Annotated in this window: 20 protein-coding genes; 18 read left to right on the top strand and 2 right to left on the bottom strand. The window is 61.5% G+C overall.

The features are described from left to right. Positions 1-20: 20 nt before the first annotated feature. Positions 21-1,685, bottom strand: coding sequence for an electron transfer flavoprotein-ubiquinone oxidoreductase (locus F6X62_RS24470; RefSeq protein WP_063545594.1), 1,665 nt, complete (start codon positions 1,683-1,685; stop codon positions 21-23). A gap of 540 nt (positions 1,686-2,225) precedes the next feature. Here F6X62_RS24470 and F6X62_RS24465 point away from each other — a divergent pair. From F6X62_RS24465 to F6X62_RS24425, 9 genes are all read left to right on the top strand, one after another. Then, entirely contained in the window at positions 2,226-2,975 is a 750-nt protein-coding gene (locus F6X62_RS24465) for an electron transfer flavoprotein subunit beta/FixA family protein (RefSeq protein WP_153774967.1), read from the top strand. Next, the gene (locus F6X62_RS24460) at positions 2,976-3,905 is read left to right on the top strand and encodes an electron transfer flavoprotein subunit alpha/FixB family protein (protein ID WP_063545592.1); all 930 of its coding nucleotides are present in this window, start codon (positions 2,976-2,978) and stop codon (positions 3,903-3,905) included. Between the two features lie 83 nt (positions 3,906-3,988). Continuing rightward, entirely contained in the window at positions 3,989-4,810 is an 822-nt protein-coding gene (locus F6X62_RS24455) for an ABC transporter substrate-binding protein (protein WP_054894264.1), read from the top strand. A 9-nt stretch (positions 4,811-4,819) separates the two neighbouring features. Beyond that, entirely contained in the window at positions 4,820-5,173 is a 354-nt protein-coding gene (locus F6X62_RS24450) for a DUF4398 domain-containing protein (protein ID WP_054894263.1), read from the top strand. After that, positions 5,170-5,985, top strand: a complete 816-nt coding sequence (locus tag F6X62_RS24445; RefSeq protein ID WP_054894262.1) for an OmpA family protein — start codon at positions 5,170-5,172, stop codon at positions 5,983-5,985. Before F6X62_RS24450 ends, F6X62_RS24445 begins: the two co-directional genes overlap by 4 nt. Before the next feature lie 179 nt (positions 5,986-6,164). Continuing rightward, entirely contained in the window at positions 6,165-7,607 is a 1,443-nt protein-coding gene (locus tag F6X62_RS24440; protein WP_054894261.1) for a PLP-dependent aminotransferase family protein, read from the top strand. A gap of 60 nt (positions 7,608-7,667) precedes the next feature. Further along, positions 7,668-8,138: a hypothetical protein gene (locus F6X62_RS24435; RefSeq protein WP_153774966.1), complete on the top strand. Its 471-nt coding sequence runs from the start codon at positions 7,668-7,670 to the stop codon at positions 8,136-8,138. 107 nt (positions 8,139-8,245) lie between these two features. Continuing rightward, positions 8,246-8,500 (top strand): YkgJ family cysteine cluster protein, encoded by a 255-nt coding sequence (locus F6X62_RS24430; protein ID WP_054894259.1) that lies wholly within the window; start codon positions 8,246-8,248, stop codon positions 8,498-8,500. Between the two features lie 31 nt (positions 8,501-8,531). Next, on the top strand, positions 8,532-9,137 hold the full coding sequence (locus F6X62_RS24425) for an START domain-containing protein (RefSeq protein ID WP_153774980.1): 606 nt from the start codon (positions 8,532-8,534) through the stop codon (positions 9,135-9,137). 71 nt (positions 9,138-9,208) lie between these two features. Here F6X62_RS24425 and gltA read toward each other — a convergent pair whose 3' ends face one another. After that, a complete protein-coding gene (gltA, locus tag F6X62_RS24420) occupies positions 9,209-10,498 on the bottom strand; it encodes a citrate synthase (protein WP_054894257.1) in 1,290 nt (429 codons plus the stop codon). A 351-nt stretch (positions 10,499-10,849) separates the two neighbouring features. Here gltA and sdhC point away from each other — a divergent pair, with 351 nt between their 5' ends. From sdhC to sucD, 9 genes are all read left to right on the top strand, one after another. Next, entirely contained in the window at positions 10,850-11,236 is a 387-nt protein-coding gene (gene sdhC, locus F6X62_RS24415; RefSeq protein WP_023628897.1) for a succinate dehydrogenase, cytochrome b556 subunit, read from the top strand. Continuing rightward, positions 11,230-11,598, top strand: coding sequence for a succinate dehydrogenase, hydrophobic membrane anchor protein (gene sdhD / locus F6X62_RS24410; protein WP_054894255.1), 369 nt, complete (start codon positions 11,230-11,232; stop codon positions 11,596-11,598). The genes sdhC and sdhD overlap by 7 nt, the downstream gene beginning before the upstream one ends. A gap of 3 nt (positions 11,599-11,601) precedes the next feature. Continuing rightward, positions 11,602-13,374 (top strand): succinate dehydrogenase flavoprotein subunit, encoded by a 1,773-nt coding sequence (gene sdhA, locus F6X62_RS24405; RefSeq protein WP_054894254.1) that lies wholly within the window; start codon positions 11,602-11,604, stop codon positions 13,372-13,374. A gap of 11 nt (positions 13,375-13,385) precedes the next feature. Further along, positions 13,386-14,090 carry a succinate dehydrogenase iron-sulfur subunit gene (locus tag F6X62_RS24400; protein WP_012315348.1) on the top strand — a complete coding sequence of 235 codons (705 nt, stop codon included), beginning with the start codon at positions 13,386-13,388 and terminating at the stop codon, positions 14,088-14,090. 244 nt (positions 14,091-14,334) lie between these two features. Next, the gene (locus tag F6X62_RS24395; protein ID WP_063545586.1) at positions 14,335-17,166 is read left to right on the top strand and encodes a 2-oxoglutarate dehydrogenase E1 component; all 2,832 of its coding nucleotides are present in this window, start codon (positions 14,335-14,337) and stop codon (positions 17,164-17,166) included. A 42-nt stretch (positions 17,167-17,208) separates the two neighbouring features. Beyond that, a complete protein-coding gene (gene odhB / locus F6X62_RS24390; RefSeq protein ID WP_054894252.1) occupies positions 17,209-18,432 on the top strand; it encodes a 2-oxoglutarate dehydrogenase complex dihydrolipoyllysine-residue succinyltransferase in 1,224 nt (407 codons plus the stop codon). A gap of 95 nt (positions 18,433-18,527) precedes the next feature. Next, a complete protein-coding gene (gene lpdA / locus F6X62_RS24385; protein ID WP_054894251.1) occupies positions 18,528-19,964 on the top strand; it encodes a dihydrolipoyl dehydrogenase in 1,437 nt (478 codons plus the stop codon). A gap of 170 nt (positions 19,965-20,134) precedes the next feature. Beyond that, the gene (gene sucC / locus F6X62_RS24380) at positions 20,135-21,301 is read left to right on the top strand and encodes an ADP-forming succinate--CoA ligase subunit beta (protein ID WP_153774965.1); all 1,167 of its coding nucleotides are present in this window, start codon (positions 20,135-20,137) and stop codon (positions 21,299-21,301) included. Further along, the gene (gene sucD / locus F6X62_RS24375) at positions 21,301-22,185 is read left to right on the top strand and encodes a succinate--CoA ligase subunit alpha (RefSeq protein WP_016393102.1); all 885 of its coding nucleotides are present in this window, start codon (positions 21,301-21,303) and stop codon (positions 22,183-22,185) included. The genes sucC and sucD overlap by 1 nt, the downstream gene beginning before the upstream one ends. The last annotated feature ends 141 nt before the right edge of the window (positions 22,186-22,326 follow it).

Raw genomic sequence — 22,326 nt, 5'->3', positions numbered from 1 at the left:
TTTTTCATGCGGCGCGGGCCTTACATGTTGGGGTAGTTAGGGCCGCCGGCACCTTCTGGGGTGACCCAGGTGATGTTTTGCGACGGATCCTTGATGTCGCAGGTCTTGCAGTGCACGCAGTTCTGCGCGTTGATCTGGAAGCGCTTGCTGCCGTCTTCCTGGGTGACCACTTCGTAGACCCCGGCCGGGCAGTAACGCTGGGCCGGCTCGTCGTACAGCGGCAGGTTGGTGGCGATCGGCACGTTCGGATCGGTCAGCTTCAGGTGGCAGGGTTGTTCCTCTTCATGGTTGGTGCTGGAGAGGAACACCGAGCTGAGCTTGTCGAAGCTGAGCTTGCCGTCGGGCTTGGGGTAGTCGATCTTTTTCGCGTCGGCAGCCAGCTTCATGCAGGCGTAGTCGGGCTTGGTGTCGTGCAGGGTGAACGGCAGCTTGCCGCCGAACCAGTTCTGGTCGACATAGTTGAACGCAGCGCCGAACAGTGGCCCGAACTTGTGCATGGCCGGGCCGAAGTTGCGGCTGGCGTACAGCTCTTCATACAGCCAGCTGGCCTTGAACGCCTCGACATAGCTGTTGAGGGCGTCGCCACCTTCGCTGCCGGCGAACAGGGCATCGGCCACTGCATCGGCGGCCAGCATGCCGGACTTCATCGCCGTGTGGCTGCCCTTGATCTTGGCGAAGTTCAGGGTGCCCAGGTCGCAGCCGATCAGCGCGCCGCCGTTGAACACCATCTTCGGCAGCGAGTTCAGGCCGCCCTTGCAGATGGCACGGGCGCCGTAGCTGATCCGCTTGCCGCCTTCCAGGTACTGGCTGATCACCGGGTGGTGCTTCAGGCGCTGGAACTCGTCGAACGGCGACAGGTAGGGGTTGGCGTAGGAAAGATCGACGATCAAGCCAACTACTACCTGGTTGTTCTCCAGGTGATAGAGGAACGAGCCGCCGGTGTTCTCTGCGCTCACCACATCCAGCGGCCAGCCGGCGGTGTGCACCACCAGGCCTTGCTCGTGCTTGCTCGGGTCGATCTCCCAGATTTCCTTGATGCCGATGCCGTAGTGCTGCACGTCGGCTTCGCTGTCCAGGTCGAAGCGCTTGATCAGCTGCTTGCCGATGTGGCCGCGGCAACCTTCGGCGAACAGGGTGTACTTGGCGCGCAGCTCCATGCCGGGGGTGTACAGGCCGTCCTTGGGCTGACCTTCGCGGTCGACGCCCAGGTCGCCGGTGACGATGCCACGGACTACGCCGTTCTCGTCGAACAGCGCTTCCTGAGCGGCGAAGCCCGGGTAGATTTCCACGCCCAGGTTCTCGGCCTGCTGGGCCAGCCAGCGGCACAGGTTACCCAGCGAGATGATGTAGTTGCCCTGGTTGTGCATGGTCTTGGGCACGAACAGGTCCGGCACCTTGACCGAACTGCCCTGGTCCTTGAGCACATAGATGTCGTCGCGCTTGACCTCGGTGTTCAGCGGGGCGCCGAGTTCTTTCCAATCGGGGAACAGCTCGTTCAGCGCGCGGGGTTCGAAGACCGCGCCGGAGAGGATGTGGGCGCCGACCTCGGAGCCTTTCTCGACCACGCAGACGCTGATCTCGTTACCGGCTTCGGCGGCCTTCTGCTTCAGGCGGCAGGCGGCAGACAGGCCCGCCGGGCCTGCGCCGACGATGACCACGTCGAATTCCATGTATTCGCGTTCCACAGGTTCTCTCCTACTCAAGGCTCATCGCGTTGCTTGTCTTATGGGTGTCGGATGCCCGCTCACGGTCGGGGCAGCTGTAGCCGTGCCGGTGGCGGACTACACCGTTTTGTCTTGGCCGCGCATTATATCTACACCACTTGGCGGGTCCAATACAAACGTTTGTTTGAATTTGCCGCAGCCCAGTAAAATCACAGGAGGGCGGCTGGAGGCTGGCCAATTTGCCGTATTGACCGGATTGGGTGTTACGGTCAAGATACGAGCGGTTTTACGCTCGCCGTAGGCTGACCGTCGGGCGCAGGTGCACCTCTAAAAACCAGGCGTAGAGCAGGGAATACAGGCCGAAACCCTTTTTGTAGTGGAGTCTACACGCCACGACAGAAAATGACCCGCGGGTTTTGCCCCGCCAGTCCGTACAGGACTGATCGGTCATGGCAAATTTCGCTCGACCCGGAACGTTTTCAGAGGTGTCCTTGTACCCACGCGCATTCGCCGGGCACGCCCCAGGCGACATTCTTTTCACCGGAGAGTAACGAGGAATCCATGAAGGTTCTTGTAGCTGTCAAACGAGTGGTCGACTACAACGTCAAGGTTCGCGTCAAGGCGGACAACTCCGGCGTCGACCTTGCAAACGTCAAGATGTCCATGAACCCCTTCTGCGAAATCGCCGTGGAAGAAGCCGTACGCCTGAAAGAGAAGGGCGTTGCGACCGAGATCGTCGCCGTTGCCGTCGGCCCGACCGCCGCCCAGGAGCAACTGCGTACCGCCCTGGCACTGGGTGCCGATCGTGCCATCCTGGTCGAGAGCAGCGAGGAACTGAACTCCCTGGCCGTGGCCAAGGCGCTGAAGGCCATCGTCGATAAAGAGCAGCCGCAGCTGGTCATCCTCGGCAAGCAGGCCATCGACAGTGACAACAACCAGACCGGCCAGATGCTGGCTGCGCTGACCGGCTACGCCCAGGGCACCTTCGCCTCCAAGGTCGAAGTGGCTGGCGATAAGCTGAACGTCACCCGTGAGATCGATGGCGGCCTGCAGACCGTCGCGCTGAACCTGCCGGCGATCGTCACCACCGACCTGCGTCTGAACGAGCCGCGCTATGCGTCGCTGCCGAACATCATGAAGGCCAAGAAGAAGCCGCTGGAGACCGTGACTCCAGATGCGCTGGGCGTATCCACCGCCTCCACCACCAAGACCATCAAAGTCGAAGCGCCTGCTGCACGCAGCGCCGGTATCAAGGTCAAGTCGGTGGCCGAACTGGTCGAGAAGCTGAAGAACGAAGCGAAGGTAATCTAAATGACTATCCTGGTTGTCGCTGAACACGAGAACGGTGCCGTAGCCCCGGCCACCCTGAACACTGTCGCTGCTGCCGCCAAGATCGGTGGCGACGTCCACGTGCTGGTCGCAGGCCAGAACGTCGGCGGCGTAGCCGAGGCTGCGGCCAAGATCGCTGGCGTTGCCAAGGTGCTGGTCGCTGACAATGCGGCCTATGCCCACGCCCTGCCGGAAAACGTCGCGCCACTGATCGTCGAACTGGCCAAGGGCTACAGCCACGTGCTGGCTCCGGCCACCACCAACGGCAAGAACATCCTGCCGCGCGTCGCCGCGCTGCTGGACGTCGACCAGATCTCCGAGATCGTCTCGGTCGAATCCGCCGATACCTTCAAGCGTCCGATCTATGCCGGTAACGCCATTGCCACCGTGCAATCGAGCGCTGCGGTCAAGGTCATCACCGTGCGCACCACCGGCTTCGACGCCGTGGCCGCCGAAGGTGGTTCGGCTGCGGTGGAAGCCGTTGCTGCCGCCCACGACGCCGGCAAGTCGGCCTTCGTCAACGAAGAGCTGGCCAAGTCCGACCGTCCCGAGCTGACCGCTGCCAAGATCGTCGTCTCCGGCGGCCGTGGCATGGGCAACGGTGACAACTTCAAGCACCTGTACGCGCTGGCCGACAAGCTCGGTGCTGCGGTCGGCGCCTCTCGCGCCGCCGTCGACGCAGGCTTCGTGCCGAACGACATGCAGGTCGGCCAGACCGGCAAGATCGTCGCGCCGCAGCTGTACATCGCCGTCGGTATCTCCGGCGCGATCCAGCACCTGGCGGGCATGAAGGACTCCAAGGTGATCGTCGCGATCAACAAGGACGAAGAAGCCCCGATCTTCCAGGTGGCCGACTACGGCCTGGTTGCCGATCTCTTCGAGGCGGTGCCGGAGCTGGAAAAGCTGGTCTGATCCGAGCGCTTCACTTATAAAGAAGCCCGACCCTCGTGACAGGGGTCGGGCTTTTTTTTGCATGGCTGGCAAGGAGTAAGGTAATGGCGTTTGGCAGAACGGGTCGGTTGCTGACCTGCATGGTGGCCTTGTTATCCTCGCAGGCGATGGCCGCCGGCAAGTGTGAAAAGCTGGTGGCCACTGGCAGCCCGGATGCACCGCCGTACTCCTGGCAGGACCCGCAAGACCCCCGGCACCTGATCGGTGCCAATGTCGACCTGTTGCGCCAGGTGGCGGGCGAGTTGGGGGTGAGGGTCGAGGTGCTGCATGCCGGGCGCCGCGAGCAGGCGCTGGAGGAGGTGCGCAGCGGGCGCATGGACCTGTTGCTGGACACGCCGATGCAAGTCGGTCAGTTGACCGCGCTGGACTACATCCATCCCCCCTTGCAGCTCAACGAATACCTGGTCTGGACTCGCCATGATTCGGCATTGGATTTCGACGGTCCGGCGGATCTGGCCCGCTATCAGGGCAGCCTTTCGGAGAAGGCCCGGCTGACCCCGGCGTTCGAGGCGTTCGCCAAGTCCCAACTCAAGCTGGTGCCTGCGCAGAATCTCACCCAGGCCTTCCAGAAGCTGGTGCTCGGGCAGGTCGACTACGTATTGGCGGGGCGCTATTCGGGGATGGCCATGACCCAGAGCCTGGGCATGAGTAACGACCTCGTCGCACGCGGCCTGCCGGTGGATCGTCCGGGGCTGTACCTGGCGGTGTCGCACAATTCGGCCTGTAACGATGCCTGGCTGCGTGGGCAACTGGCGAAAAAGCTGACAGAATTGCCGATCTCTGGCGCCTCCGAGGCGGTGCTGCAGCGGAATGTGGAGCGCTGGAAAGCGCAGATGCAGATGACCGGGGACGCCCCCAAACAGTAGGAAGAATGCGTGAGAATCCAACCACTGATCCTGGTCCTGGCTGTTGCAGCCCTGGCCGGTTGTGCCAACGATCCGGCTCCTCATGAGCAGATGCGCCTGTCCGAGCAGGCGCTGGAGCAGGCCAAGGCTGTCGGCGCGACTGAGCAGGTCGAGGCGTTCAAGCTGGCCGAAGACAAGTTCGCCCGAGCCAAGACCAACATGGTCAGCGAAGACTTTCGTGATGCGCGCATGCGCGCCGAGCAGGCCGAGCTGGATGCACGCCTGGCCGAGGCTCAGGTGTTGACCCAGAAAAGCGAAGAACAGTTGAAGGTGACCGAGTCGCGTATCAAGCGCCTGCGCAAGCAGCTGGAGGTGCAGCCATGAGCCGTACATTCAAGCCCGGCGCTGCCCTGGTCGTGTTGGCGTTGGCCGTCGGTCTGCAGGGTTGCGCGAGCCAGCGCAGCGAGTCGGCGTTGGACGATGCCACGGCTGCGTTCCAGAAGGTCAAGGACAACTCCGACGTGCTGCGCAGTGCACCGCGCGATGTGATCCGTGCCGGTGAGTCGCTGGCGCGTGCAGAGCGCCTGGCCAGCTATGTCGGCAGCGGCACCGATGTGCGTCACTATGCCTACCTCAGCCAGCGCTACAGCGAGATCGCCCGCGAGCACGCCAATCTGGCACTGAACCAGGAGCGCCTGGCCAAGCTCGATCTGGAGCGCCAGCGTCTGCAACTGGCGCTGCGTGAAGCGAAGCTGGCCAGCGTGCAGCAGCAGGGCAAGTGGGTCGAATCGCAGATCGCCGCCCTGGCATCGGAGCAGGCCGATCGCGGCCTTGTAATGACGCTGGGGGACGTGCTGTTTGACACCGGCGAGGCTGAGCTCAAGAACTCCGCCAGTCGCACGGTGCTCAAGCTGGTGCAGTTCCTGCAGCTCAACCCGCGCCGCGTGGTGCGGATCGAGGGCTACACCGACAGCACCGGGGCGTCCGAAGACAACCTGAAGCTGTCCCGTGACCGTGCGCAGTCCGTGGCGGACATGCTGGTCGACCTGGGCATCGATGAAAAGCGCATCGAGGTCGAGGGGTATGGCGATCAGTACCCGGTCGAGGTCAACGCCTCGGAGCGGGGCAGGGCGCAGAACCGCCGTGTGGAGATCGTGTTCTCCGATGAGAAGGGCAAGCTCGCGCCGCCGCGCTGAGTGCTGTTCGGGTGCGGCCTGGCACCCGCGCTGACGGTTCGTCTGTTCGCCGCTGTCAAGCAAGTGTAATGTCGACTATTCTCGGAACTGTCCCAGTACACTTTGCAACTGTTACGGTATTCTGTCTCGACTGTGAGTCGTACAAGAACAACGAACCCGTCCGCGCTTCGAGAATCACCATGACCAACCTGCTGTTGTACCAGCGCATTGCCCAGCAACTGGCCGATGACATCCGTCGCGGTGTCTACCAGCCAGGCGAGCGCGTGCCTTCCGTGCGCAAGATGAGCGCCCAGCTCAATGTCAGTCATGCCACGGTGCTGCAGGCCTACGCCAACCTCGAGGATCAGGGGCTGATCCGTGCCCGCCCGCAGTCTGGCTACTATGTCCACCAGACGCCCGCCCTGACCGCGCAGACGCCGGATATCGCCCGGGTCGAGCGCCCTGGGTTGGTCACCCGGGCCAGTATCATCCAGCAAGTGCTCACTGAAGCGCGCCGCGATGGCGTGTTCCCGTTTGGCGCTGCTGTTCCCCATGTGGACTACCTGCCGGTTCGGGCCCTGCACCAGCAGATCGCCAAGGTGACGCGGTTCCACAGCCCGCGTGCCTTCAGCTACATGTTCAGCCCGGGGTTCGAGCCGCTGCGCCGGCAGATCGCCATTCGCATGCGTGACGCTGGCGTGCTGGTCGACCCGCGCGAGGTGATTGTCACCCATGGCTGTGTCGATGCCTTGCAAATGGCGCTGCGCGTGTTGACGCGTCCTGGCGACCTGATCGCCGCCGAGTCGCCGACCTACTATGGGCTGCTGCAGTTGGCGGACTTGCTGGGCCTGAAGGTGATCGAGATTCCCAGCGACCCGTCCACCGGCATCAGCCTCGAAGCGCTGCAATTGGCTGCCAACCAGTGGTCGATCAAGGCCCTGGTGCTGACGGCGCGCCTGAGCAACCCTCTGGGCGGGACCATTCCGGAAGAGCGGCAGAAACAGTTGCTGCGCCTGGCGTCAGACTTCGATATCCAGATCGTCGAGGACGATATCTATGGCGAACTGATGTTCGAGCAGGGGCGAACCAAGGCGCTGAAGGCGTTCGACCGGCTGGATCGAGTGATTTACTGTTCGAGCTTCTCCAAGACGCTGTCGCCAGGGGTTCGAGTCGGCTGGATGATTCCTGGGCGCTACCAGGACGAGATCCAGCGCTTGCAGACCTTCACCACGCATTCGGCCTGCAGTGTCACCCAGATGGGTGTGGCGGCCTATCTCGAGAATGGCGGCTACGACCGCCACCTGCGCTTCATTCGCCAGGAGTACCGCAAAAATCTCAGTGCCTATCAGCTGGCGGTGCAGCAGCACTTCCCGGACGGCACGCAGATGACTCGGCCTACGGGTGGGTTCATTCTCTGGGTCAGCCTGCCGGGGCGAGTCAATACCCAGGAGTTGCATGTGCGGGCGCTGGAGCAGGGCATCAGCATCGCGCCTGGTCTGATCTTCAGCAACACCGAGCAATTCAACCACTGCATCCGCCTCAATTGCGGGATTCCCTGGAGCAAGGAGGCAGAGCGGGCGGTGATGACCTTGGGGCTGCTGGCCCAACAATTGTGTCGAGAGTCCGCTGTCTCGATTTTGTAGCTTGTCATAAGGGCGGGGAACAGGGAGCATAGGCATTTTGATGCCATGCTCTTGATGCCCATGAATGCGTTTCGCCCTATTGCCCTGATCCTGTGTCTTGCGCTGCCCTGGTTGCCGGGGGCGTCGGTGCAGGCTGCGCAGGTGCAAACCAAGAGCGAAGTCTCTCAGGGCAAGACCGCCAAACCGGCGGTCAAGACTCCGGTGAAGACGGCCAGTAAACCCGCAAGCAAGCCTAAGCCAAAGCCAAAGAGCACGCCGGTCAGCAAGGCGGCGAGCAAGCCACTGCCCAATCCCAAGCTCGATCTGAGCCTGCCGACCGAGATGGTGAAGAACCTCAAGCCGGATGTCGGCAATGCCTCGTCGACGCGCAAACCCTTGCTGCCATCGATGTTCCCCGAAAAGCCCGCGTCCGATGACAGCCCGTTCCAGCTCAACGGCCGGCTGATCAGCAACGAAATGCAGTTGCAGTTGCGCAACGACAGTCGCCGTGATGTCGAGGGTGCCGCCATCGATTTCGAATTTCGCAACTGACTGCCGAGTCACCGCGGATTTCATCGGTTCGGTAATTTCAAACATATGTTTGAGCGGTTAGTATCCAGGGATGTCCGTCCCGTTCAGTTCCAGGGAGTCCAGTTGTCATGAAATGCCGCGAGGGCTGCGGTGCCTGCTGCATTGCCCCTTCCATCAGTTCGCCGATCCCCGGTATGCCCCAGGGCAAGCCGGCGGGCGAGCGTTGCCTGCACCTGTCCGTGGACTATCTCTGCGCCTTGTTCGGCAAGCCCGAACGGCCAAAGGTCTGTGGCGGGTTCAAGGCCGAGGTGGATGTCTGCGGCAGTGATCGCGACGATGCGATCAGGATCATTGGCTGGCTGGAGCAGATGACGGCGGCGTGACGTTTGGATCTTCGACAAAAGGAACAAGATGATGAGATCGATCAAGCGCGTTGTACTGCTGTGTGGCATGGGTGTATTGCTGGCGCCGACGGCCTGGGCCGAGAGCTGGCAGGTGGCCAAGGACGAGGAGGGCATCAAGGTGTCCCTCAGCGAGGTGTCGGGTTCCAAGTACAAGGCCTACCGTGGGGTGACCGTCATCAAGGCGCCGCTGGCCAAGGTCAAGGCGCTGCAGGAGGATGTAGCCGGCGCCTGCGCCTGGGTGCATGAGTGCAAGTCGCAGAAGCTGCTCAAGCATGAGGGCGACCAGAGCTGGACCTACACCCAATTCAATACGCCCTGGCCGGTGACGCCGCGCGATTCGATCCTGCACGTGACCACGGTGCAGGAAGCCGATGGCAGCCTGACCCGCAAGCTCGAGGGCGATCCGAAGTACCTGCCGGAGGAGAAGGGCTTCGTGCGCGTGGCGCAGGTCGAGGGCTTCTGGAAGCTGGTGCCCAAGGGCGACAGCACCGAGGTGACTTATCAGGTGCACACCGAGCCGGGTGGTAGCGTGCCTTCGTGGTTGGCCAACAAGTTCGTGGTGGATGCGCCGTTCAATACGCTGAAAGGCTTGCGTGAGCGGGCCGAGAAGAACTGAGGTTCTCTCGTCGAATGGCCCAATGAAAAAGGCTGCCCGAGGGCAGCCTTTTTGCGTTCAGCCTGGGCGGCTTACTTGCGGTCTTTCAGTGCGGTGATGTCGCGCTGCGGCTCGCCGGTGTACAGCTGGCGCGGACGACCAATCTTGTACGGGCCGGAGAGCATTTCCTTCCAGTGCGAGATCCAGCCCACGGTACGTGCCAGGGCGAAGATCACGGTGAACATGCTGGTTGGAATGCCGATCGCCTTGAGGATGATCCCCGAGTAGAAGTCGACGTTCGGGTACAGCGAGCGCTCGATGAAGTACGGATCGGTCAGGGCGATCTCTTCCAGGCGCATCGCCAGTTCCAGCTGCGGATCGTCCTTGATGCCCAGCTCGCGCAGGACTTCGTCGCAGGTCTGCTTCATCACGGTGGCGCGCGGGTCGCGGTTCTTGTAGACGCGGTGACCGAAGCCCATCAGTTTGAACGGATCGTTCTTGTCCTTGGCCTTGGCGATGAACTTGTCGATGTTCGAGACATCGCCGATTTCATCGAGCATGGTCAGGACCGCTTCGTTCGCACCGCCGTGGGCAGGGCCCCACAGTGCGGCGATACCGGCGGCGATACAGGCGAACGGGTTGGCACCCGAAGACCCGGCCAGGCGCACGGTGGAGGTGGAAGCATTCTGCTCGTGGTCGGCGTGGAGGATGAAGATCCGGTCCATCGCCTTGGCCAGCACCGGGCTGATCGGTTTGATCTCGCACGGGGTGTTGAACATCATGTGCAGGAAGTTCTCTGCATACGACAGGTCGTTGCGCGGGTACATCATGGGTTGGCCCATGGAGTACTTGTACACCATCGCTGCAAGCGTCGGCATCTTCGCGACCAGGCGCACGGCGGAGATTTCGCGGTGCTGCGGATTATTGATGTCCAGCGAGTCGTGATAGAACGCCGAGAGGGCGCCGACCACGCCGCACATGACGGCCATCGGGTGGGCGTCGCGGCGGAAACCGTTGAAGAAGGATTTCAGCTGCTCGTGGACCATGGTGTGGTTCTTCACGGTGCTGACGAACTGGGCCTTCTGCTCTGCGTTCGGCAGTTCGCCGTTGAGCAGCAGGTAGCAGGTTTCCAGGTAGTCCGATTGCTCGGCGAGCTGTTCGATCGGGTAGCCGCGGTGCAGCAGCACGCCCTTGTCGCCGTCGATGTAGGTGATCTTCGACTCGCACGAGGCGGTCGCCATGAAACCGGGGTCGAAGGTGAAGTGACCGGATGCCCCCAACCCGCGGACGTCGATAACATCGGGACCAACGGTGCCGGTTAAAATGGGCAGCTCTACGGGGGCTGCGCCCTCGATGACCAACTGCGCTTTTTTGTCAGCCATGTGGCCTCCTATTAATGCTTGAAATCATCAGACAGACCCCCCACGCAGGGCCCGCACCACTATAGAGGGATAAATTCGAATGTCAATTTGCCTAAAGGCTGGTTGAAACACCCTCCAAGCCCATGATTTTCACGAAATTGCCGCCCGTTTACGCCTTTTGTTCGCTAAAGGCAATGCGCTATTCGGGCTAGCCCCTTACGTTGTCATAAGCAGCCTAACTGTCTATACTCGGCAGCCGACTCCCAGGGGCTTTCCAGCCCGCCCTGCTGGGTGTCGTGTTCTCTTCGGTGGTGGGTACCTGACCAGTACACTTACCAACAACTTTGCCCTGTTCGCTAGGGGCTCTTCAGTGTGAAAAAAGCCGTGAAAAGCCAACGACCTGTAAACCTAGACCTAAGGACCATCAAACTCCCGATCACCGCGTACACGTCCATTCTTCACCGTATTTCCGGCGTCATCCTGTTCCTCGGCCTTGCCATCATGCTGTACGCATTGGGCAAGTCGCTGGGTTCCGAGGAAGGCTTTGCCGAGGTGAAGGCGTGTCTGACCAGTCCGCTGGCCAAACTGGTGACCTGGGGCCTGCTGTCCGGCCTGCTGTATCACCTCGTCGCAGGTGTTCGCCACCTGATCATGGACATGGGTGTCGGTGAGACGCTGGAAGGCGGCAAGCTGGGCTCGAAAATCGTGATCGTCATCTCCGTGGTGCTGATCGTTCTGGCGGGAGTTTGGGTATGGTAACTAATGTCACGAACCTGTCGCGTTCGGGCCTCTATGACTGGATGGCGCAGCGCGTCTCGGCGGTCGTTCTCGCGGCTTACTTCATCTTCCTGATCGGCTACCTCGCGATCCACCCGGGCATCGACTATGCCCAGTGGCACGCTCTGTTCTCCAACAACGCGATGCGGATCTTCAGTCTGCTGGCACTCGTTGCCCTGGGCGCTCACGCCTGGGTCGGCATGTGGACCATTGCCACCGACTACCTGACGCCTATGTCGTTCGGCAAGTCGGCGACTGCGATTCGTTTCCTGTTCCAGGCGGTATGCGGCGTTGCGATGTTCGCTTACTTCGTCTGGGGTGTGCAGATTCTCTGGGGTATCTGATTCATGGCTAACATTCCAACCATTTCCTTCGACGCCATCATCATCGGTGGCGGCGGTGCGGGCATGCGCGCAGCACTGCAGCTGGCTCAAGGCGGCCACAAGACCGCAGTAGTCACCAAGGTGTTCCCGACCCGTTCGCACACTGTATCCGCCCAGGGCGGCATCACCTGCGCCATCGCGTCGGCCGACCCGAACGACGACTGGCGCTGGCACATGTACGATACCGTCAAGGGTTCCGACTACATCGGTGACCAGGACGCTATCGAGTACATGTGTCAGGAAGGCCCGGCTGCGGTTTTCGAGCTGGACCACATGGGCCTGCCGTTCTCGCGTACCGAAACCGGCCGTATCTACCAGCGTCCGTTCGGTGGCCAGTCCAAGGACTTCGGCAAGGGCGGCCAGGCTGCGCGTACTTGCGCCGCGTCCGACCGTACCGGTCACGCCCTGCTGCACACCCTCTATCAGGGCAACCTGAAGGCGGGCACCACCTTCCTCAACGAGTACTACGCCGTTGACCTGGTCAAGAACCAGGACGGCGCTTTCGTCGGTGTGATCGCGATCTGCATCGAAACCGGCGAAACCATGTACATCAAGTCCAAGGCCACCGTTCTGGCCACCGGCGGTGCGGGCCGTATCTACGCCTCCACCACCAACGCCCTGATCAACACCGGCGACGGTATCGGCATGGCCCTGCGTGCAGGCGTGCCGGTGCAGGACATCGAGATGTGGCAGTTCCACCCGACCGGTATCGCCGGCGCCGGTGTACTGGTCACCGAAGGTTGCCGCGGTGAGGGTGGCTACCTGATCAACGCCCACGGCGAGCGCTTCATGGAGCGTTACGCGCCGAACGCGAAGGACCTGGCTGGCCGCGACGTGGTCGCCCGTTCCATGGTCAAGGAAATCATCGCCGGCAACGGCGTGGGCCCGAACAAGGACCACGTACTGCTGAAGCTGGACCACCTGGGCGAGGAAGTGCTGCACAGCCGCCTGCCAGGCATCTGCGAGCTGTCCAAGACCTTCGCCCACGTCGACCCGGTGGTCGCGCCGGTTCCGGTCGTGCCGACCTGCCACTACATGATGGGCGGCGTTGCCACCAACATTCATGGCCAGGCCATCACCATGGACGCCGAAGGCAAGGATCAGATCATCCCAGGCCTGTTCGCTGTGGGTGAAGTGGCGTGCGTATCGGTTCACGGTGCCAACCGCCTGGGCGGTAACTCGCTGCTCGACCTGGTGGTATTCGGTCGCGCTGCCGGCCTGCACCTGGAAAAGGCATTGAGCGACGGCGTCGAGTACCGCGACGCGAGCGACACCGATGTCGACGTTGCCCTGAACCGCCTGAACAAGCTCAACGAGCGCACCACTGGCGAAGATGTCGCAAGCCTCAAGCGCGAGCTGCAGAGCTGCATGCAGAACTACTTCGGTGTATTCCGTACTGGCGAATACATGCAGAAGGGTATCGAGCAGTTGGCCGGCCTGCGTGACCGCATTGCCAACGTCAAGATCAACGACAAGTCCCAGGCCTTCAACACCGCGCGTATCGAAGCGCTGGAGCTGCAGAACCTGCTGGAAGTTGCCGAAGCGACCGCCATCGCAGCCGAAGCCCGTAAAGAGTCCCGCGGCGCTCACGCCCGTGAAGACTTCGAAGACCGTGACGACGAGAACTGGCTGTGCCACACCCTGTACTACCCGGGTGAAAAGCGCGTCGCCAAGCGTGGCGTCAACTTTGCGCCGAAGACAGTTCCTGCCTTCGAACCAAAAGTCCGGACTTACTAAGGGTGGCCGCTATGTTGAAAGTCGAAGTTTATCGTTACAACCCGGACACCGACTCGGCGCCCAAGATGGAGTCGTTCGACGTCGATACCGGTGGCAAGGACCTGATGGTGCTGGACGTACTGGCGCTGATCAAGGAGAAGGACGAGGGCTTCTCGTACCGTCGCTCCTGCCGTGAAGGCGTTTGCGGTTCCGATGGCATGAACATGAACGGCAAGAACGGCCTGGCCTGCATCACCCCGCTTTCGGGTGTGGTCAAGGGCAACAAGCTGGTCCTGCGTCCGCTGCCAGGTTTGCCGGTCATTCGTGACCTGGTCGTCGATATGAGCATCTTCTACAAGCAGTACGAGAAGGTGAAGCCATTCCTGCAGAACGACACTCCGGCTCCGGCCATCGAGCGTCTGCAGTCGCCGGAAGATCGCGACAAGCTGGACGGTCTGTACGAGTGCATTCTGTGCGCTTGCTGCTCGACCTCCTGCCCATCGTTCTGGTGGAACCCGGACAAGTTCCTGGGCCCCGCCGCGTTGCTGCAGGCCTATCGTTTCCTGGCCGACAGCCGTGACACCAAGACGCAAGAGCGTCTGGCGTCGCTGGATGACCCGTTCAGTGTGTTCCGCTGCCGCGGGATCATGAACTGCGTGAACGTCTGCCCGAAGGGTCTGAACCCGACCAAGGCGATCGGCCACGTACGTAACATGCTGCTGCAGAGCGGCACCTGATTCAAAAATGTTGCACCAGCAGTAAGCCGAAGCGCGGGTGGTGAGCCCGCGCCGAGGTAAAACCCGAGCAAGGGCCCAAAAAGCCCGCGCTCATTACCTATGAAGATATGAGACCAGCAGGGGCTTCCGGGCTGGTACCCGGAAAATCTGCAGGATCCAGGTGGCGTGGTTAGTCGCTGTGTTCGGACTTTTCCAGGTTTGCGTGGTTCTTGCCGATCCGTCCCCTAACCGAGGGTGACCAAGCATGCAAGAAAGCGTGATGCAGCGCATGTGGGAAAGCGCCCACCTTTCAGGTGGTAACGCTGCATATGTGGAAGAGCTCTACGAGCTCTACCTGCACGACCCTAACGCTGTGCCAGAAGAGTGGCGCACCTACTTCCAGAAGTTGCCCGCCGACGGCAGCACCGCTACCGACGTATCGCACTCTACGATCCGCGACCATTTCGTACTGCTGGCAAAGAACCAGCGCCGCGCCCAACCGGTTTCCGCCGGGAGCGTGAGCAGTGAACACGAGAAGAAGCAGGTTGAAGTGCTGCGACTGATCCAGGCCTATCGTATGCGCGGCCATCAGGCTGCCAAGCTCGACCCGTTGGGGTTGTGGCAGCGCCCTGCGCCTGTAGACCTGTCGATCAATCACTACGGCTTGACCAATGCCGACCTTGATACGACCTTCCGTGCCGGCGACCTGTTCATCGGCAAAGAGGAAGCGAGCCTACGCGAAATCTTCGAGGCGCTGCAGAAGACATATTGTCGCACCATTGGCGCCGAGTTCACCCACATCGTCGATTCCGAGCAACGCAGCTGGTTCCAGCAGCGCCTCGAAAGCGTTCGTGGCCGTCCTGATTTCTCCGTTGACGTGCAGACTCACCTGCTCGAGCGCGTTACCGCGGGTGAAGGCCTGGAGAAATACCTGGGCACCAAGTACCCGGGTACCAAGCGCTTCGGTCTGGAAGGCGGCGAAAGCCTGATTCCGATGCTGGACGAAATGATCCAGCGTTCCGGCTCCTACGGCACCAAGGAAGTCGTGATCGGCATGGCCCACCGTGGCCGTCTGAACGTGCTCGTCAACACCTTCGGCAAGAACCCGCGCGAGCTGTTCGACGAGTTCGAAGGCAAGAAGATGAACGAGCTGGGCTCCGGTGACGTGAAGTATCACCAGGGCTTCTCCAGCAACGTCATGACCCCTGGTGGTGAAGTCCACCTGGCAATGGCGTTCAACCCGTCCCACCTGGAAATCGTCTCGCCAGTGGTAGAGGGTTCGGTTCGTGCCCGCCAGGACCGCCGCAACGACACTGTCGGCGACAAGGTCCTGCCGATCTCGATCCACGGCGACGCGGCCTTCGCAGGCCAGGGCGTGGTCATGGAAACCTTCCAGATGTCGCAGACCCGCGGTTTCAAGACCGGCGGTACCGTGCACATCGTGATCAACAACCAGGTCGGTTTCACCATCAGCAACCCGCTGGACGCGCGCTCCACCGAGTACGCCACCGACGTGGCCAAGATGATCCAGGCGCCGATCCTGCACGTGAACGGCGACGATCCGGAAGCTGTGCTGTTCGTGACGCAACTGGCCATCGACTACCGCATGCAGTTCAAGCGTGACGTGGTGATCGACCTGGTCTGCTACCGTCGTCGCGGCCACAACGAGGCCGATGAGCCGAACGGCACCCAGCCGCTGATGTACCAGCAGATCACCAAGCAGCGCACCACCCGTGAGTTGTACGCCGACGCGCTGATTCAAGCCGGTCGTATCGACGCCGAGCGCGCTCAGGCCAAGATCGACGAGTACCGCAACGCGCTGGACAATGGCCTGCACGTGGTCAAGAGCCTGGTCAAGGAGCCTAACCGCGAGCTGTTCGTCGACTGGCGTCCGTACCTGGGCCATGCCTGGACCGCGCGTCACGACACGCGCTTCGACCTCAAGACCCTTCAGGAGCTGTCGGCCAAGCTGCTCGAGCTGCCGGAAGGTTTCGTCGTCCAGCGCCAGGTCGCCAAGATCTACGAAGATCGCCAGAAGATGCAGGCCGGTGGCTTGCCGATCAACTGGGGTTACGCAGAAACCATGGCCTACGCCACTCTGCAGTTCGAAGGTCACCCGATCCGCATGACCGGCCAGGACATCGGCCGTGGCACCTTCTCGCACCGTCACGCGGTGCTGCACAACCAGAAGGACGCCAGCACCTACGTTCCGCTGAAGAATCTGTTCCCGGGCCAGCCGAAGTTCGAACTGTACGACTCCTACCTCTCGGAAGAAGCTGTACTGGCCTTCGAATACGGCTACTCCACCACCACGCCGAACGCGCTGGTGATCTGGGAAGCTCAGTTCGGTGACTTCGCCAACGGTGCGCAGGTGGTGATCGACCAGTTCATCACCAGCGGCGAGCACAAGTGGGGTCGTCTGTGCGGCCTGACCATGCTGCTGCCACACGGCTACGAAGGGCAGGGTCCCGAGCACTCCTCGGCGCGTCTGGAGCGCTACCTGCAGCTGTGCGCCGAGCACAACATTCAGGTGTGCGTACCGACCACGCCGGCGCAGATCTACCACCTGCTGCGTCGTCAGGTCATCCGTCCGCTGCGCAAGCCGCTGATCGTGCTGACGCCAAAGTCGCTGCTGCGCCACAAGCTGGCCATCTCGACGCTGGAAGATCTGGCAGAAGGTTCGTTCCAGACCGTGATCCCGGAAATCGATGCCATCGATCCGGCCAAGGTCGAGCGCCTGGTGCTGTGCAGCGGCAAGGTCTACTACGACCTGCTGGAAAAACGCCGTGCCGAAGGCCGCGAAGACATCGCCATCGTGCGTATCGAGCAGCTGTATCCGTTCCCTGAGGACGACCTGGTCGAGATCCTGGCGCCTTACACCAACCTCAAGCATGCAGTGTGGTGTCAGGAAGAGCCGATGAACCAGGGTGCCTGGTACAGCAGCCAGCATCACATGCGCCGTATCCTGGGCCGCCACAACAAGGCGCTGGTCCTGGAGTACGCCGGTCGCGACGCTTCTGCCGCGCCAGCCTGTGGTTACGCATCGAAGCACGCCGAACAGCAGGAAAAGCTGCTGCAAGACGCGTTCACTGTCTAATGCCTTCGCGCACCTGAAACCGAATTTAAGGAAACACTGATAATGGCTATCGAGATCAAAGCCCCAACCTTCCCGGAATCGGTTGCCGATGGCACCGTTGCCACCTGGCACAAGAAGCCGGGCGAAGCCGTCAAGCGTGACGAGCTGATCGTCGACATCGAGACCGACAAGGTCGTCCTGGAAGTCCTGGCCACCGCCGATGGCGTGCTGGGCGACATCGTCAAGGGCGAGGGCGACACCGTCCTGTCCGACGAAGTCCTGGGTTCGATCGTTGAAGGTGGCACTGCTGCTGCAGCTCCTGCTGCCGCCGCCGCTCCTGCTGCCGCTCCGGCCGCTGCTGGCGCCGACGCTGGCGAAGACGACCCGGTTGCCGCCCCTGCCGCGCGCAAGCTGGCCGAAGAGAACGGCATCGACCTGGCGACCGTTTCCGGTACCGGTAAAGGCGGTCGCATCACCAAGGAAGATGTAGTGGCTGCAGTCGCCAACAAGAAGTCGGCCCCTGCCGCACCTGCTGCCAAGCCGGCTGCTGCTGCCGCTGCTCCGGTTGTCGTCGCTGCTGGCGATCGCACCGAGAAGCGCGTGCCGATGACCCGCCTGCGCGCCAAGATCGCCGAGCGTCTGGTCGAAGCCCAGTCGAGCATGGCCATGCTGACCACCTTCAACGAAGTCGACATGACCGAAGTCATGGCCCTGCGTTCGAAGTACAAGGACCTGTTCGAGAAGACCCACAACGGCGTACGCCTGGGCTTCATGTCGTTCTTCGTCAAGGCTGCCACCGAGGCGCTGAAGCGCTTCCCGGCAGTCAACGCTTCGATCGATGGCAACGACATCGTCTACCATGGCTACGCGGACGTCGGCGTTGCCGTCTCCAGCGACCGTGGCCTGGTGGTACCGGTGCTGCGCAATGCCGAGTCGATGTCGCTGGCCGAGATCGAGAACGGCATCGCCACCTTCGGCAAGAAGGCCCGTGACGGCAAGCTGTCGATCGAAGAGATGACCGGCGGTACCTTCACCATCACCAACGGTGGTACCTTCGGCTCGATGATGTCGACCCCGATCGTCAACCCGCCGCAGGCCGCGATCCTGGGTATGCACAACATCATCCAGCGTCCGATGGCGATCAATGGCCAAGTGGTCATTCGCCCGATGATGTACCTGGCGCTGTCCTATGACCACCGCCTGATCGACGGCAAGGAAGCGGTAACCTTCCTGGTGACCATCAAGAACCTGCTGGAAGATCCGTCCCGTCTGCTGCTGGACATCTAATCACGCAGCTGCACGCTGCAGGCGACAGGCTCCCGACCGGAGCAGGTCGCCTTGCCGCGTGCGGCTTGTAGCTTGAAGCTGATAAGGAATCTTTTATGACCCAGAAATTCGACGTAGTGGTGATTGGTGCGGGTCCTGGCGGCTATGTTGCTGCCATCAAGGCTGCCCAACTTGGTCTGAAGACTGCCTGTATCGAGAAGTACACCGACGCCGAGGGCAAGCTGGCCCTGGGCGGCACCTGCCTGAACGTAGGTTGCATTCCTTCCAAGGCGCTGCTGGACAGCTCCTGGAAATACAAGGAAGCAAAAGAAAGCTTCAACGTCCACGGCATCTCCACTGGCGAAGTGAAGATGGACGTCGCCGCGATGGTTGGCCGCAAGGCTGGCATCGTCAAGAACCTGACCGGTGGCGTTGCCACCCTGTTCAAGGCCAACGGCGTTACTTCGATCCAGGGCCACGGCAAGCTGCTGGCTGGCAAGAAAGTCGAAGTCACCAAGGCTGACGGTACCACCGAAGTCATCGAAGCCGAGAACGTGATCCTGGCCTCCGGCTCGCGTCCGATCGACATTCCGCCGGCTCCGGTCGACCAGAACGTCATCGTCGACTCCACCGGCGCCCTGGAATTCCAATCGGTACCCAAGCGCCTGGGCGTGATCGGCGCTGGCGTCATCGGCCTGGAGCTGGGCTCGGTCTGGGCTCGCCTGGGTGCTGAAGTGACCGTGCTGGAAGCGCTGGACACCTTCCTGATGGCTGCCGACACCGCCGTCTCGAAAGAAGCTCAGAAGACCCTGACCAAGCAAGGCCTGGACATCAAGCTGGGCGCGCGCGTCACTGGCTCCAAAGTCAACGGCGACGAAGTCGAAGTCACCTACACCAACGCCGAAGGCGAGCAGAAGATCGTCTTCGACAAGCTGATCGTTGCGGTCGGCCGTCGTCCTGTGACCACTGATCTGCTGGCTGCCGACAGCGGTGTGAACATCGACGAGCGTGGCTACATCTTCGTCGACGACTACTGCGCCACCAGCGTGCCGGGCGTCTACGCCATCGGCGACGTGGTTCGCGGCATGATGCTGGCACACAAGGCCTCGGAAGAGGGCATCATGGTCGTCGAGCGCATCAAGGGCCACAAGGCTCAGATGAACTACGACCTGATCCCTTCGGTTATCTACACCCATCCGGAAATCGCGTGGGTCGGCAAGACCGAACAAGCATTGAAAGCCGAAGGCGTTGAGGTTAACGTGGGCACCTTCCCGTTCGCGGCCAGCGGCCGTGCGATGGCTGCCAACGACACCGGTGGCTTCGTCAAGGTCATCGCCGATGCCAAGACCGACCGCGTCCTGGGTGTTCACGTGATCGGCCCATCGGCTGCCGAGCTGGTTCAGCAAGGCGCGATCGCAATGGAATTCGGCACCAGTGCCGAGGACCTGGGCATGATGGTCTTCAGCCATCCGACCCTGTCCGAAGCGTTGCATGAAGCAGCGCTGGCTGTGAATGGCGGTGCCATTCACGTGGCCAACCGTAAGAAGCGTTAATTATAAAAACCACGGCGGGCTGCCCGTCGTGGGTCTTGCGTGCAAGATCCACCGCGGAATGTCCGCCGGACCGGGCCACCGGAAAAATCCGGGGTTAACGGTCACAGGTGGCGCGGCTCTGGAAACAGCGCAGCGCCGAAGCGCAGTACCTAACGAAGACGGTAAAAAGCATGAATCTTCACGAGTATCAGGGTAAACAGCTGTTCGCTGAGTACGGCCTGCCAGTTTCCAAGGGTTTCGCTGTAGATACCCCTGAGCAAGCCGCAGAAGCCTGCGACAAGATCGGCGGTTCCGAGTGGGTTGTCAAAGCCCAGGTCCACGCTGGTGGTCGCGGTAAAGCGGGCGGCGTCAAGCTGGTTCGCAGCAAGGAAGACGCCAAGGCGTTCGCTGCGCAGTGGTTGGGCAAGAATCTGGTTACCTACCAGACTGACGCCAACGGTCAGCCAGTCTCCAAGATCCTGGTCGAATCCTGCACTGACATCGCCAAAGAGCTGTATCTGGGCGCTGTAGTGGATCGTTCGAGCCGTCGTATCGTGTTCATGGCTTCCACCGAAGGTGGCGTGGACATCGAGAAAGTCGCTCACGAAACTCCTGAGAAGATCCTCAAGGCTACCATCGACCCGCTGGTCGGCGCTCAGCCGTTCCAGGGTCGCGAGCTGGCATTCCAGCTGGGCCTGGAAGGCAAGCAAGTACAACAGTTCGCCAAGATCTTCGTAGGTCTGGCCAAGCTGTTCAAGGATCAAGACCTGGCCCTACTGGAAGTGAACCCGCTGGTGATCAAGGCCGACGGCGACCTGCACTGCCTCGATGCCAAGATCAACATCGATGCCAACGCCATGTACCGTCAGCCTAAGCTGAAGACCTTCCACGACCCGTCCCAGGACGACGCCCGTGAAGCCCACGCTGCCAAGTTCGAACTGAACTACGTAGCGCTGGAAGGCAACATCGGCTGCATGGTCAACGGTGCCGGTCTGGCCATGGGTACCATGGACATCGTCAACCTGCACGGCGGCAAGCCAGCCAACTTCCTCGACGTTGGCGGCGGCGCTACCAAGGAACGCGTTACCGAAGCGTTCAAGATCATCCTGTCCGACAGCAATGTCGCGGCCGTTCTGGTCAACATCTTCGGTGGTATCGTTCGTTGCGACATGATTGCCGAAGGCATCATCGGTGCAGTGAAAGAAGTCGGCGTGAAAGTACCGGTCGTTGTCCGCCTCGAAGGCAACAACGCCGAACTGGGCGCTAAAGTACTGGCAGAAAGCGGTTTGAACATCATTGCGGCAACCAGCCTGACCGACGCTGCTCAACAAGTTGTCAAAGCTGCGGAGGGCAAGTAATGAGCGTCCTGATCAATAAAGACACCAAAGTCATCTGCCAGGGCTTCACCGGCTCGCAGGGCACTTTCCACTCCGAACAAGCCATCGCCTACGGCACCAAGATGGTCGGCGGCGTCACCCCAGGCAAGGGTGGCACCACCCACCTGGGCCTGCCGGTGTTCAACACCGTCAAGGAAGCTGTGGAAGCAACCGGCGCTGACGCTTCGGTCATCTACGTTCCGGCTCCGTTCTGCAAAGACTCGATCCTGGAAGCGGCCTTTGGCGGCATCAAGCTGATCGTCTGCATCACCGAAGGTATTCCTACCCTCGACATGCTGGACGCCAAGGTCAAGTGCGACGAGCTGGGTGTCACCCTGATCGGCCCTAACTGCCCAGGCGTCATCACTCCGGGCGAGTGCAAGATCGGCATCATGCCAGGTCACATTCACTTGCCAGGCAAGGTCGGTATCGTTTCCCGTTCCGGCACCCTGACCTACGAAGCGGTCAAGCAGACCACCGACGCCGGCTTCGGCCAGTCGACCTGCGTCGGCATCGGCGGTGACCCGATCCCAGGCTCCAACTTCATCGACATCCTGAAGCTGTTCCAGGAAGACCCGAAGACCGAAGCGATCGTCATGATCGGTGAGATCGGCGGTTCGGCTGAAGAAGAAGCTGCTGCCTACATCAAGGCCAACGTCACCAAGCCTGTCGTTTCCTACATCGCTGGCGTTACCGCACCTGCGGGCAAGCGTATGGGCCACGCTGGCGCCATCATCTCCGGCGGCAAAGGCACTGCAGACGAGAAATTCGCTGCACTGCAGGACGCTGGCGTGAAGACCGTGCGTTCCCTGGCTGACATCGGCAAGGCCTTGGCCGAGCTGACTGGCTGGGAAGCCAAGAAGTAAGTAACACGCTATACCCCCCACGCGCACAGAGGCCACCTTCGGGTGGCCTTTGTCGTTCTGGGTCGTCTCGCGATGGGCCCGGAAATGACAACTCAGATTATTCGATCGGGCCCATAGGATTTTTCCAGCAGACGATGGTTT

Origin of the sequence: Pseudomonas sp. MNR3A (assembly GCF_009650575.1) — a bacterium.
In the GTDB taxonomy this organism is placed as follows: domain Bacteria; phylum Pseudomonadota; class Gammaproteobacteria; order Pseudomonadales; family Pseudomonadaceae; genus Aquipseudomonas; species Aquipseudomonas machongensis.
The sequence above is the reverse complement of the archived record's forward strand: the minus strand, read 5'-3'. Positions and strand labels throughout refer to the sequence as shown.

Excerpts from the sequence above, each read along its gene's own strand:
- F6X62_RS24465 (WP_153774967.1), top strand. The coding sequence starts at position 2,226 with ATGAAGGTTCTTGTAGCTGTCAAACGAGTGGTCGACTACAACGTCAAG.
- F6X62_RS24460 (WP_063545592.1), top strand. The coding sequence starts at position 2,976 with ATGACTATCCTGGTTGTCGCTGAACACGAGAACGGTGCCGTAGCCCCG.
- F6X62_RS24455 (WP_054894264.1), top strand. The coding sequence starts at position 3,989 with ATGGCGTTTGGCAGAACGGGTCGGTTGCTGACCTGCATGGTGGCCTTG.
- F6X62_RS24445 (WP_054894262.1), top strand. The coding sequence starts at position 5,170 with ATGAGCCGTACATTCAAGCCCGGCGCTGCCCTGGTCGTGTTGGCGTTG.
- F6X62_RS24440 (WP_054894261.1), top strand. The coding sequence starts at position 6,165 with ATGACCAACCTGCTGTTGTACCAGCGCATTGCCCAGCAACTGGCCGAT.
- F6X62_RS24435 (WP_153774966.1), top strand. The coding sequence starts at position 7,668 with ATGAATGCGTTTCGCCCTATTGCCCTGATCCTGTGTCTTGCGCTGCCC.
- F6X62_RS24430 (WP_054894259.1), top strand. The coding sequence starts at position 8,246 with ATGAAATGCCGCGAGGGCTGCGGTGCCTGCTGCATTGCCCCTTCCATC.
- F6X62_RS24425 (WP_153774980.1), top strand. The coding sequence starts at position 8,532 with ATGAGATCGATCAAGCGCGTTGTACTGCTGTGTGGCATGGGTGTATTG.
- gltA (WP_054894257.1), bottom strand. The coding sequence starts at position 10,498 with ATGGCTGACAAAAAAGCGCAGTTGGTCATCGAGGGCGCAGCCCCCGTA.
- sdhD (WP_054894255.1), top strand. The coding sequence starts at position 11,230 with ATGGTAACTAATGTCACGAACCTGTCGCGTTCGGGCCTCTATGACTGG.
- sdhA (WP_054894254.1), top strand. The coding sequence starts at position 11,602 with ATGGCTAACATTCCAACCATTTCCTTCGACGCCATCATCATCGGTGGC.
- F6X62_RS24400 (WP_012315348.1), top strand. The coding sequence starts at position 13,386 with ATGTTGAAAGTCGAAGTTTATCGTTACAACCCGGACACCGACTCGGCG.
- F6X62_RS24395 (WP_063545586.1), top strand. The coding sequence starts at position 14,335 with ATGCAAGAAAGCGTGATGCAGCGCATGTGGGAAAGCGCCCACCTTTCA.
- odhB (WP_054894252.1), top strand. The coding sequence starts at position 17,209 with ATGGCTATCGAGATCAAAGCCCCAACCTTCCCGGAATCGGTTGCCGAT.
- lpdA (WP_054894251.1), top strand. The coding sequence starts at position 18,528 with ATGACCCAGAAATTCGACGTAGTGGTGATTGGTGCGGGTCCTGGCGGC.
- sucC (WP_153774965.1), top strand. The coding sequence starts at position 20,135 with ATGAATCTTCACGAGTATCAGGGTAAACAGCTGTTCGCTGAGTACGGC.
- sucD (WP_016393102.1), top strand. The coding sequence starts at position 21,301 with ATGAGCGTCCTGATCAATAAAGACACCAAAGTCATCTGCCAGGGCTTC.